Source organism: Legionella septentrionalis (assembly GCF_003989745.1).
In the GTDB taxonomy this organism is placed as follows: domain Bacteria; phylum Pseudomonadota; class Gammaproteobacteria; order Legionellales; family Legionellaceae; genus Legionella_A; species Legionella_A septentrionalis.
In genome coordinates, this window is sequence record NZ_RZGS01000049.1 from 1 (window position 1) to 12,799 (window position 12,799).

The window sequence follows — 12,799 nt, forward strand, 5'->3', positions numbered from 1 at the left end:
GATAAGGTACGTTATCTATCTCAAACATAAGTCATCAAAAGGGAAGAAACTCATAACTATAACCACTTTTATGTTTTCCCACATTATTGTATTCCCACAAAGGTGGTGGGCTATTTGAAACCTAAGAGAAATACGTAAGCAGCTTATCGAATTTTTTGGAACTATGGGCCAAATAAAAAATTACTATTATTGCGAAATCACCTCATCCCCCTATAATTAAACAAATAGTTAGTATGCGCTTTAAAACTTAAAAATCGATGCATAACCCTTATTCTTTATTAATAGTAGAATCTTCATTGGCAGCGCGAGTTGTTATTCGCTCACAATTCTTGGATCTTGAACATCATGTAGATATAGCTTGGGATTTTGAATCTGCAATAGAATACATAACTTTTAAATTATTTGATCTAATATTAATTGATATAACCCTTAATGAAAGAAGAAGTTTGTTACATCAAATTAAGAAAAATTCACTCATTAGCAATGAAATTCCTATTATGGGTTTATCTTCACAAGAAGATTATGTATTAATAGAAAATAAGAAAGAGCGAGTCTTTCGTAAGCCCTTCACCAAGGCAGACGTAATAAAAATTATTGAGTTTCTTGATAATTTAAAAAGGAACACGTAATCATTCATACTGACAAGGAGAAGTCTTATGTTTAAAAAATCACTCATAATCACCAGTCTTACGCTTTCGCTTGTTGTACCCAGTGTACTTTGGGCAAAAGATTGTTGTTCTTGCATGAGAGGCCCAATGGCAAAGTGTCAAAGTGCAATGGATAAACTGATGATGGATAAATTAGGAAAAAAAGATAACGAATACGATAAACGCTTTATTGATTTGATGATATCTCACCACGAAGCTGCCATTATGATGGCAAAAGATGCATTACAAAAGGCAACACATCCTGAAATTAAAGACATGGCTCAGCAAATCATTAATGCACAACAAAAAGAAATCGAGCAATTAAAAACATGGCGGACTCAATGGTATGGTAGTGATCAATCAAAAGGAGAATAATATGTCCCACCAACAGTATGAAGCTTGTATAAAATCTTGCCAGGAATGTATGGTTGTATGTGAGAATTGCGCATCGGCCTGCAGCAAAGAGGACAACTGTAAAGACCTAGCTCATTGTATTACCCTGGATCGTGATTGTATAGCAATCTGTGCCCTTGCTATAGAGATGATGGCACGGGGCTCATCCTTTACTAAAGAAATTTGCCGGTTATGCGCTAAAATTTGTCGTGCTTGTGGCGATGAATGCAGCAAACATCAGCACATGGAGCATTGTAAGCGCTGTGCTGATGCTTGCTATCGATGTGCTGAAGAATGTGAAAAAATGGCTTAACTTTCAGCTTCATAACGGGTATCAAGGCAAATGAGTTTACAACGAATGATGCATAGTTAAGTTAGGGACTTTAATATCCTGATAATTTATTATGGTCATCATGCCTGTTTCTTGATGATAAAGCATATGGCAATGCATCATCCAATTGCCAGGATTATCGGTATCAAATTGAACTTTGACCGTTGATTTTGGCAAAACTAAAACGGTATCATGCAACAACCCTTCACTTATCTTCTTGCCATCAATCTCTGTTACCTCAAAGACATGACCATGCAAATGCATAGGATGAGCCATTGTCGTTTTATTGTTAAATACCATTTCAACACGTTTATTACTAGCAACAGTTAAGGGTTTAATTTCTGGCCATTTTTGATTATTAATAGTCCAGACATAACGCATCATGTCGCCTTCTAAATTAACAGTTAAAGTTTGACCAGGCGTTTTATTCGGCAATGGTTTTAGTGCTTTGAACTGAAATTCCTGCTCATAATTCAAAGCACCAGCTTTATCGGATGCTTTTTCATTGAGCTTTTGTAGAATAGCTTTAGGTGTTGCCAATATTAATCCAGTTTGCATATTAGTCCCCTCACCCTGAGCAAGAATAGGATAAGCCATTTCACCTTTTGGGATAGTCACCAAGACATCTAATCGTTGTCCGACAGCCAGTTGAAATTGATTGGCTTTTACAGGTTTAATCGGTTGACCATCGATAGCAATCGCCTCTCCATTCAAGGTACCCGTATTTATAAAAAAATTGGACATTGCAGAACCGACAATGAACCGTAATCGAACTGTGTCTCCTGGATGAATCGGAACGATTTGAGGATTGTTTAACGTTTTATAGTTGGTTAGAAAAGCATCATAATTAACGTCATTTAAATCAGGTGCTGAATTATCCATAGGCATAGGCATAGAAGACGTACCATTGCTATGATGCATGTGTGTCATTTGACCTTTTTTTAATTCACTTAAAATCAATTCCGGTTTTTTAAAACTAAAATCTCCAATAAATAAAACGACTTCTTTAGCACTCACCTTATCGTTTGGATCAGTAATAACCAAGGGGGCTGATAAAAATTGCTGTACCTGCAAATCATGATGTGAATGCATCCAATAAGTTCCAGACTGTTTGAGCAAGAAACGATAATGATATTCCCCACCTGCGGGAATGGGTTCTTGTGTTACATAAGGTACCCCGTCTTGATCATTAGGAACAATAAGACCATGCCAATGTAAGACGGTTGGTTTATCCGTTTGATTTTTTACAATCGCATCAAATACTTGACCTTTGATTCCCTTATATCCCCATGTTCCATCGGGCTGTTCAATACGGAATAAGTCAGTAGATTTTCCATTCACTTCAGTCTGATATTTTTTAATCAACAGCACTGTAGGTTCGGTCTTTTTAAGAAGCAAAGGCTCTGGATTAGCTAGAACCTGTCCCAAAACCATTGAGCTTAATAATACTCCTTGAAAGCAAAAAGAAAATTTCATACTTGAATCCTTAATTAGACTGTGAGATTTGATAGAGAGCACGTAATTGAGTTAATATTTTTTTCAATTTATCCCAATTCGCCTGAGTGCCTTCTTTGTCGTTGGCATCCCCTGTTTTATCAAGGCGTGTTGCCAGCTGCTCTACATAACTTAAATTACTTTGCAGTGTTTTTTTCTGCTCGTCGGATAAATCCAAGCTTTTGGCAGGCAATGCATTGACTAAATCTCGGATTGCAAATGCGTGTTTATGAATCGATATTAACTGGTTTTCTTTTAATGCCTGATTAATCGCAGTACTATTCTCATCGATTGCTTTCCAAATATCAGCAATAGTGGAAGGGATAGCTACTTTAGAAGTTTCGGATGTATTAGCAAACAGCTCTAAGGGTGTTATCAAAATAAAAAAACTCACCAACAAATTAAACCATACCGTTCTTCTATTGTATTGCTGTTCTTTCATCGTGTTTCTCCTGGTTGTATATCCTTTAAAGAGTTTCGTTTTTCCCGCCATTGTTCGATGGCATTATAGACTGTCGGTACCACAAACATATTAAGCACGGTTGATGTCAATAAGCCACCCAAGAGCACTTGGGCTAAAGGTCGTTCTAATTCTTTACCGGCAGGTGAGCCCCAAAGCAGTGGGAAAAGGCCAAGTGCTGCAGTTGCTGCCGTCATTAACACTGGCACTAACCTATCTAACGTGCCATCAATCACTACTTGCTCGCGTGTTTTTCCTTGTAAACGTAATTGATTGTAATGGCTCACTAAAATAATCCCGTTGCGTGCAGCAATCCCAAACAAGGTAATAAAACCAATCATGGCCGCAACACTCATCTCTCCACTAGCGATAAAGAGAGAAATGACCCCACCAATTAAAGCCAAGGGTAAATTGAACATAACCAGCAATGCTTCTCTAAAAGTACCAAAAGCTTTATGCAGCAAAATAATCATAATAAAAATAACTAAAGCACCAAAGGTAAGAATCACTTTCGATGCCTGTTGCTGACTTTCAAATTGACCGCCATATTGGATAAAGTATCCCGCAGGCAGTTTAATTTTTTCTTGCACTTCTTGCTCAACCTCCGCAATCACACTGCCTAAATCACGTCCTTGCACATTAAAACCAATTACTAATAGCCGTTGCACATTTTCCCGATTAACCGCAAAGGGTTGGGGTTCTACTTTAATTTCAGCCACTGCACGCAATGGAATTTTGCCTAAGCTTCCTTCGGCTTGACCATGGGCATCAATGAGTATGTTTTGAATGGCTTTAATGCTATCGCGCCCTGGTTTATCCATACGAAGATATAAATCAAACGTACGCTGGCCCTCTAAAACACTCGATACACTCACCCCGTTTAAAAGCACTTGGACATCTTCTGAAATCTGCCCTACATTCACCCCATAACGTGCGGCTTTTTCACGATCAATTTTAATAACGACTTGTGGTACGTTAATCTGCTGCTCTTTATTAATATCTACTACACCAGGAATTGATTTCAACACGGTTTCTAGCGATTGTCCTAACTCGTTTAAGGTGGATAAATTATCACCAAATAACTTCACTGCTACTTGTGCACGCACCCCTGATAAGACCTCATCCATGCGGTGTGCTATAAATTGCCCCACATTAAATACGGCACCGGGAATATTGGCTAAATCTGCGCGAATGCGCCGTAATAGTTCATCAGGTGGCAATGATTTTTCTTTATTAAAATCAAGACGCACGTCAAATTCACTGACATTGGGGGGTAGCGCATCTTCATCCAACTCACTTCGTCCGGCCCGTTGAGAAATTGAGATGACTTGCGGGTAGCGCATTAAGGCTTGTTGCACTTGTTGTCCCAAACGCATTGACTCGTCTAATGAAGTACCCGGCAAAGTACTCATGGCCACAATGAAATTTCCCTCATGAAACTCGGGCAAAAAAGAGGTGCCAAAAAAGGGAAGTAGCGCTAAGGCAAATAAAAAAGCGGCCAGTGCCATAGCAATCACCGTTTTAAGATGTGCCAAAGACCAGTGTAATGCAGTTAAAAAATGTCCTTTAAGCCACAGGACAAAACGTGTTTCAGGCTCAGCACTATGCTCTGTCTTTTGCTCAACACCATAATGACGCTCGCGCTGCGACAACGCATGCAAGCTCACGTGAGCATCTTCCTTTTTTTCTTGGCCTCGAACTAATAAGAGATAACAAAGTGCCGGCACCATAGTAATTGACACCACAAGCGAACCCAATACCGAAGCAATATAGGCAATAGCTAAAGGACTAAAAATGCGCTCAGCAATTCCTGATAGAAAGAAAATGGGTAAAAAAACAAGACTGATAATGATGGTGGCATAAACAACGGAACTTCGTATCTCAAGCACGGCATCAAAAACCACTTCAATGGCAGGTAGTGGAGTCACTTCTTGGCGATTCACTCTTAAGCGATGCACCACATTTTCTACCGTAATAATACCATCATCCACCACCTCACCAATGGCAATAGCCATCCCACCTAAGGTCATGGAGTTAATCCCTATGCCAAAATAGTGCAATACCAATAAACCAATGACAAAGGATACGGGCATGGAAAGAAACGTAATAAACGAAGCACGCCAATTCATTAAAAAGACAAACAGTATCGCAATGACAATAATGGCACCCTCTAAAAGTGCGCGTGTTAAATTATGAATCGCAGACTCAATAAAATTGGCTTGACGAAAAACTTCAGTTTTTAGTTCCACACCTGCGGGCAGTGTCTTTTTGATGTTGTTTAGAGCCTGCTCCACTTTGGCTGTCGTTGTCACCGTATCGGCACCATAGGCTTTGGAAATCGTGCCAATCACCGCGGGCTTCGCATTATACGCACCATCTCCGCGCTTTATTTCTCCACCAAAGGTGACAATTGCTACGTTATTGATAGTGATGGGAACTCCTTTTCGCCCCGTAATGGCGGTTTTTTTAATGTCCTCTAAAGATTGGATTCGGCCTATTGTTCCTACCACAAGCTCACTACCGGCCTGGTGAACAAAGGCTCCCGGTACATTTTGGTTCGCGGTAGTTAAGGCTTGGCGTACTTCTTCAATGGTAATACCATAGGCAAGCATACGCTCAGGAATTAAACGCACCTGGTATTGTTTGACCTCACCACCAATAGACACCACTGAAGCCACCCCACCTAACGCCAAAATCCTAGGCCTAATCGTCCAATCTGAAATTGTACGTAAGGTTTCAGGGCTTGCTGTATTACTGATTAAGGCGTATTTAACAAGCCAGCCCACAGCGGAGGTAATAGGGAGCATGACTGGAGGATTAACGCCCGGTGGCAGTCGATTACTGACTTGCGAAATACGCTCATTAACCAATTGCCGATTACGATAAATATCGGTTCTATCATCAAAAACTACCGTTATTGTCGATAAGCCAACGGTAGTTTTAGAACGTACGCTGGCAACCCCAGGTGTGCCGTTAATGGCGCTTTCCAAAGGATAGGTAATGAGCGTTTCAACGTCTTGCGTTGCCATACCAGGCGCTTCGGTTTGTACCACCACTTGGGGTGGGGCAAATTCCGGGAAAACGTCCACCGGCATTTGTTTTAAGGTGTAACCACCTAAAAGACAAAGCACAACCGTTAAGGCTAAAATCAAAAGGCGGTTATGAAGCGACCAGGCGATTAAGCGATTAAACATTAGTGAGGCTCCTTATCACCGGATTTTTTAGTACCGCCACCGCTTAAGCTTAAGGTGTACAATTCCCGATTTCCCTGAGTCACTACTTCATCTCCTGGCACTAAGCCTTTTTTAATTTCGCTATATTTATCATCACGAGCACCAAGACTAACTATCGTTCGGTCATACGCTGTACCATTTTTTACGAAAACAAAAGTGGAATTGTCAATTTCAAGTACTGCGTTATTAGGTATCGTAAGCGCATCTTTTATAAAGCGCAAAACCACATTGGCACGTACGAACATCCCAGGCTTTAGTAATCCTTCTTTATTCTCAAGACTGATTTGTACATTCACACTCCGCGTTAAAGGATCTAAATTGGGTTCAATTAGCGTAACCTTGCCTGGAAAAATTCGGTTTTGGTAACTTAAAACATGGACGTTAACGTTCTGTCCTCGCTTAATCTTGCCTAAATCTTCTTCATACACTTGGACAATAGCCAGTAATTGCTCACGGTTGCTGATGTGAAAAAGAACCGTATTCGGTTCTACTGCTTGACCTAAATTGACATTACGAGCATCAATTACTCCTGAAATAGGTGCTTTTACTGCAATACTGGGTGGTGGGTCACCAATGAGACGAGATTGCACCGTAGCTAAAACCTGTCCCTTGCTTACTAAATCCCCTAGGTTGGCAATGATATCCGTTACCGCACCACTAATGCGTACGCTTACGTCGGCTTGCGCATTAGGTAATAATTTAATTTGGCCATTTAATGTCAAAAACTCAGCAATTGGACGTGCAGTGGCTTCAGATACTTCAATACCGAGCATCTTGGTTTGTTCGGATGTCAGTGTAACAGATTGTGCAGGGCCTGATGTGCTGACCTCAATTTCCTCCCCATGCGCCATGAGCCATGGAGAATAAACAAGAAAGCCCAGTAAAAAAATAATCCGTACTCTTTTATGATGATATCCTTGAATCATTTAGTCACTTCCTTAGTGAAAGATAGATAAGAGCAAAACCCGCTTGGATGAGGAGCCCCCATTGCTGCACATAACGCAACATAGGATTGAAAATACTGCTCTACGGTCGTTAAATAGGCCATTTGTACGTCGTTTTGTTGGCGCTGAACTTGTAAGAGGTTAAGAAAAGAGACTTGCCCATCTTGATACGCTTCACGAGCCAGCTTCACATTTTGAAGTCCTAGGCGAAGAGAAGTTCCTTGTGTTTGTATAAGACTTGTTTTAAGTACATTAAGCTGCCCATAATTGCTGGTTACATCTGTCTCAATAACGAGATTTAAAGCATCAATGGCCATCATGGTCTGAGTGCCTGTAGCACTTGCTTCTAAAATTCGCCCCTGGTTACGATTAAGCAAAGGCAGTGGAATCGATAGAGAAATGCCTAAGGTACGGTCAGCTTGTTGTGGAGGTGCGCCTTCCACCACTATTTTATCTTGCTGCACGCCAATACCTACATTCCAATCGGCAAAGCGCTCGGTTTGAGCCAAACGTCTATCGGCCTCGGCACGATGTCCTGCAAGCAATAAGCTTTGTCGGTCAGGCCGATGATTTAAAGCATGAGGAATGAGCGCTCTTAATGAAGGAATTTTGTTTGCTATCGTAATGGTTTTTTCAACCTTTAGGGGTGAATTTGGGGCTTGGCCTATGAGCTGATTTAAGAGCGTATATTGGCTAATTAGCCGGCTTTCTAGCAGTTGTTTTTCTTGTTTTATGCGGGCGTATTCAATGCGAGCAGAGTTATCATCCAATTCAGATATTTCAGCAGCATGGTAGCGATTATGAATAACGCGCACCAATTCCTGATTGATACGTTGCAAATAATTCAATTGTTGCATGCGGTTTTCCGCAACGACCACTGCAAAATAAGCATTGGCAACTTTTGCACTGAGCTGACGTATCGCCTCACAAACCTCAGCATGAGCACGAAGAATATCAATGCGAGCAACCGTTTTTTGTCTGCCAATTCGCCCTGAAATAGGAAAGGCTTGATTAAAATTAATGCTGCGAGAATACTCACCTTCGTTATTAAATACCCTGTCATCATTGTTATTTATATTTAAGCTGGGATTAGACCATAAACCTGCCTGTACAAGACGTGCTTCGGCAATTGCAATATTTAGACGCGCTGCTTTTAAATCCTTGTTATTTTGAATAGCCAACTGCGTGAGCTCTTTAAGACTCAAAGGAGGTTTGGCATGCACTAGAATGGGCATTAGAGACATCATACCCAATAAAAAGTACTTTAAGTTCCAGTTTTGATTCATCATGTAGATTCTGTCCCTAAATTACATTGGTTTTATGTGGTTTCTTGTTCTCTCATGTCAGTTTCTGACGCAAACGCAACGCATTGACAATCACCGACACGGAACTTAGCGCCATGGCAGCGCCTGCTATCATCGGGCTCAGTAATAAGCCCGTAAGGGGATATAGAACGCCTGCTGCGACCGGAACACCCAGTGCATTATAAATAAAAGCAAAAAAGAGATTTTGATGAATGTTTTTTACCGTATGCACGGATAACTCATAGGCTTCTAAAATCTTATTTAAATCACCAGATAATAAGGTCATGCCGGCACTTTCAATCGCCACATCACTACCCGTTCCCATTGCAATACCAATGTTGGCTTTTGCCAAGGCAATCGCATCATTCACTCCATCACCCACCATGGCGACCACAAGCCCTTTTTGTTGTAATTCGCGAATCACCTCGCTTTTTTCATCGGGCAGCACTTCAGCAATGACTTCTTGAACACCTACTTGTTGGGCTACCGCTTTGGCAGTCGCGGCATTATCACCGGTGAGCATGATAACTTGAATGCCCTTATTTATGAGAGAAGCAACGGCCTGTTGACTGGATTCTTTAATACGGTCGGCCACCACAAATACACCAGCAAACTGTTTGTCAACGGTTAAATAAATTAAGGTAGCCCCTTCTTCTTGAGCTTTTAACGCAGCAATAGGAATTTCATCGGCGCGAATAGACAACCAGTGAGCATTGCCAATCGCAACACTCGTATCATCGATTTTTGCGTTCGCGCCTTTACCTCTGAATGCAATAAAATCCCGAGCTTCTTTTAGGGGCATTTGGCGCTTCATTGCTTCGTCACGTAGCGCTCTAGCCAATGGGTGTTCGCTATGACGCTCAAGGGAGGCCGCAAGATTTAAAAGTTCATTTTCTTGCCAATGACCACCAGGAATAATTTGGGTTAATGTAGGATGGCCTTGTGTCAATGTTCCTGTTTTATCCACCACTAGGGTGTTAATTTTTCGTAATTGTTCTAAAGAGGCTGCGTTTTTAATTAAGATACCGCGTCGCGCGCCCTCCCCTATACCAACCATTATTGACATAGGCGTTGCAAGTCCCAAGGCACAAGGGCATGCAATAATCAGTACCGAGATAGCAGCAATTAACCCATTACTTAAGGAAGGTTCAGGTCCTACTAACAGCCAAACGAGAAACGCAAGTACTGCCACTCCTAAAACAATGGGCACAAACCAGGCTGACACTGAATCCGCTAACCGTTGAATAGGAGCTTGGCTTCGTTGTGCTTCACTGACTTGTGTGATAATACGCGCAAGTAATGTGTCTTTACCAACATGGGCGGCTTTTATCATAAGACTGCCTTGTTGATTTAACGTCCCACCAATGACTTGATTGCCAATTTCTTTTGCCACTGGCATAGGCTCACCAGTGAGCATGGATTCATCTACATCACTATGACCGCTAATCACCTCCCCATCAACGGGAATTTTTTCGCCAGGACGCACCAATAATCTATTCCCTACCTTCACCTCATCAAGGGTAATATCCTCCTCTTGCTCTTCATCATTTAATCGGTGGGCGATCGTTGGATTTAAATGAAGTAACGCGCGAATGGCATCTCCTGTTCGTTCACGTGCTTTTAACTCCAATACTTGACCTAAAAGCACCAGTGTTGTTATGACTGCTGCGGCTTCAAAATACACCGGTATCATTCCATCTCCTTGCAAATGAAGGGGAAGCCATTGGGGAAAAATAACAACTGCTAAACTATACCCCCAGGCAACTCCTGTGCCTAAGGCAATTAAGGTAAACATGTTCAAGCGACGTGAGCGAAGCGATAGCCAGCCTCTTTTGAAGAATGGCCAGCCACAACCTAAAACCACCAAGGTGGCCAATATTGCTTGCAGCCACAAGGATACGGACATTGGAATCGATGCAATCAACCAGCGCTCACCCATCGCTAAGATTACAATCGGAATGCTGGCGATAAAGGCCAAAATAAAGCGCCAAAACATATCATGATACTCGGGATTTTTTTGCTCCGTTAAACTCATTTGTTCAGGCTCAAGTGCCATACCGCAAATGGGGCAAGTGCCTGGTTTGAGCTGACGGATTTGCGGATGCATTGGACAAGTATACATTGCATTTTCTAATGTCGGCTTAACGGAAGACACAGGAGTATACGGATGCTGATGGGTGCAACAACTGTGTTCTTTTTTGTGGGGCTTGGAACCATGTTTGTGTGTGCTCATGATCACCTCAATCATATTTTTTAAGCAAGGCCATTATCTCATTCATTTTTTTCTGGCGAGAATCCTGATCTCCATGACACGCCACTTGATTAAGGCAATTTAAAACGTGGCGCTCAAGCACACCAAGCTCTATAGTTTTTACCGCATTACGAACCGCACGTAATTGTGACAAAATATCAACACAATAGCGCTGCTCTTCAATCATCCGCTTGATGCCTTCAAGTTGGCCTGTAACTCGATTAAGTCGGGATAATTCATGATGATGTTCTGGATATTTGGGCATAACAATTCTCCAATATACCCCTAAAGGTATATACCCAGTTGGGGTATGTTGTCAAAGCCTTGTAAAAGCGCCCGTAAGCCCACATAGGAAGCTTTAACCTTTTACAAAGAGTTACAGATATCGATTTAAAGAATAATGAGGTTTTCAAATGGCGCCGATGAAAAGAGCTCACAATAAATAAAACATCCTCTAAACTAAGTTAATATCTTAAAGTAATAAGTGAGTTCTATATGCTTAAGCCTCATTTTTCCTCAGCCACATTAGCAGCTCTTGGAGCGGCCTTCCTATTTGGAGGTAGCACCCCATTTGCCAAGCAATTAACTGATGATATTTCTCCTTTATTCCTCGCAGCTTTTCTTTATTTAGGGAGTGGGCTCGGACTAGGTTTCTTACGTCTCATTAGAGATAGGGGTTGGAGTGCTTCAGGCTTATTAAGAAATGAATGGCCGTGGTTATTGGCCGGTATTGGATTTGGTGGCGTGATTGCCCCAACCTTATTAATGATTGGACTAGTTCATACAAGTGCGGCCGCGTCTTCGCTTCTTCTTAATCTAGAAGCGGTATTCACGGCTGTTCTGGCATGGGGTTTCTTTAAGGAAAGCACGGATCGCCGCATTATTTGGGGCATGCTTCTCATCATAGCAGGTGGGGTTATATTATCTTGGCCAAGACAAACGGCCCCACAAAATTGGTTAGGTACTTTAAGCATTACCGGCGCGTGTTTATGCTGGGCGATAGATAACAACCTTACCCGCAAAATATCAGCTGCTGATGCGATATTTATTGCAGGAAGTAAAGGACTTGTCGCTGGAGTAGTAAACTTAAGTCTTGCATTTTTTATAGGATTAACAGTTCCCGCATTGGCTAGTATTAGCTATACCCTGCTGTTAGGCTTTCTTGGTTATGGCATCAGTCTTGTCTTATTTGTTCTTGCTTTACGAGGACTTGGAACAGCGAGAACAGGAGCTTATTTTTCCACAGCACCCTTTATAGGCGCGGGTATTGCTATCCTATTTTTTCATGAGACTACATCGGGATTGTTTTGGATAGCCGCTACTTTAATGGGTATAGGAGTCTGGATACATTTAACGGAGGGTCATGGCCATATTCATCATCACGCATCTTTATTTCATAATCATTCGCATTGTCATGATAAACACCATCAACATACTCATGACTTTGATTGGAATGGCAAAGAGCCTCACTCACATCCTCATCAGCATGAAGAGTTGACTCACTCACACCAACATTACCCAGATATTCACCATAGACATACCCATAAGAATAGATGACTTATCTACAATATCTGTAGATAGCTCTATGCGAATTTGATGTATGTTTAAAAAGATAGACAAGCAGCTTATATAGCAAATCAATCCTTGGCAGCTCTCCAATCTCTCAAGGACACAGTCTATATGGAAAGCTTTTTGTATTGCAACATACACGGGAGTTTTTGCAGGCTTGGAAACTCTAGGCT

At 41.6% G+C, this 12,799-nt stretch carries 11 protein-coding genes; 4 read left to right on the top strand and 7 right to left on the bottom strand.

Features of this window, described 5'->3' with window-relative positions; genetic code table 11:
- Window positions 1–257: 257 nt before the first annotated feature.
- Genes ELY11_RS11460 through ELY11_RS11470 form a run of 3 tightly spaced genes read left to right on the top strand, consistent with a single transcriptional unit; the run spans window position 258 to window position 1,353 of the window.
- Complete coding sequence (locus ELY11_RS11460; protein ID WP_127033651.1) at window positions 258–629, top strand: response regulator; 372 nt, start codon at window positions 258–260, stop codon at window positions 627–629.
- 27 nt (window positions 630–656) lie between these two features.
- Window positions 657–1,022, top strand: coding sequence for a DUF305 domain-containing protein (locus tag ELY11_RS11465; RefSeq protein WP_233579852.1), 366 nt, complete (start codon window positions 657–659; stop codon window positions 1,020–1,022).
- A gap of 1 nt (window position 1,023) precedes the next feature.
- Window positions 1,024–1,353 carry a four-helix bundle copper-binding protein gene (locus tag ELY11_RS11470; RefSeq protein ID WP_127033654.1) on the top strand — a complete coding sequence of 110 codons (330 nt, stop codon included), beginning with the start codon at window positions 1,024–1,026 and terminating at the stop codon, window positions 1,351–1,353.
- 36 nt (window positions 1,354–1,389) lie between these two features.
- Here ELY11_RS11470 and ELY11_RS11475 read toward each other — a convergent pair whose 3' ends face one another.
- The 7 genes from ELY11_RS11475 to ELY11_RS11505 form a co-directional block, all read right to left on the bottom strand.
- Entirely contained in the window at window positions 1,390–2,847 is a 1,458-nt protein-coding gene (locus tag ELY11_RS11475; RefSeq protein ID WP_127033657.1) for a multicopper oxidase family protein, read from the bottom strand.
- A gap of 10 nt (window positions 2,848–2,857) precedes the next feature.
- Complete coding sequence (locus ELY11_RS11480) at window positions 2,858–3,307, bottom strand: transporter (protein ID WP_127033660.1); 450 nt, start codon at window positions 3,305–3,307, stop codon at window positions 2,858–2,860.
- Complete coding sequence (locus ELY11_RS11485; protein WP_127033663.1) at window positions 3,304–6,519, bottom strand: efflux RND transporter permease subunit; 3,216 nt, start codon at window positions 6,517–6,519, stop codon at window positions 3,304–3,306. Before ELY11_RS11485 ends, ELY11_RS11480 begins: the two co-directional genes overlap by 4 nt.
- Window positions 6,519–7,484 carry an efflux RND transporter periplasmic adaptor subunit gene (locus tag ELY11_RS11490; RefSeq protein WP_127033666.1) on the bottom strand — a complete coding sequence of 322 codons (966 nt, stop codon included), beginning with the start codon at window positions 7,482–7,484 and terminating at the stop codon, window positions 6,519–6,521. Before ELY11_RS11490 ends, ELY11_RS11485 begins: the two co-directional genes overlap by 1 nt.
- Window positions 7,481–8,737, bottom strand: a complete 1,257-nt coding sequence (locus tag ELY11_RS11495; RefSeq protein WP_233579853.1) for a TolC family protein — start codon at window positions 8,735–8,737, stop codon at window positions 7,481–7,483. The genes ELY11_RS11490 and ELY11_RS11495 overlap by 4 nt, the downstream gene beginning before the upstream one ends.
- Window positions 8,738–8,840: 103 nt before the next feature.
- Complete coding sequence (locus tag ELY11_RS11500; protein WP_127033672.1) at window positions 8,841–11,039, bottom strand: copper-transporting P-type ATPase; 2,199 nt, start codon at window positions 11,037–11,039, stop codon at window positions 8,841–8,843.
- A 7-nt stretch (window positions 11,040–11,046) separates the two neighbouring features.
- Window positions 11,047–11,322 carry a metal-sensitive transcriptional regulator gene (locus ELY11_RS11505; RefSeq protein ID WP_127033675.1) on the bottom strand — a complete coding sequence of 92 codons (276 nt, stop codon included), beginning with the start codon at window positions 11,320–11,322 and terminating at the stop codon, window positions 11,047–11,049.
- A 230-nt stretch (window positions 11,323–11,552) separates the two neighbouring features.
- On the opposite strand from ELY11_RS11505, the gene ELY11_RS11510 reads away from it, so the two are divergent.
- Window positions 11,553–12,614, top strand: coding sequence for a DMT family transporter (locus tag ELY11_RS11510; RefSeq protein ID WP_127033678.1), 1,062 nt, complete (start codon window positions 11,553–11,555; stop codon window positions 12,612–12,614).
- The last annotated feature ends 185 nt before the right edge of the window (window positions 12,615–12,799 follow it).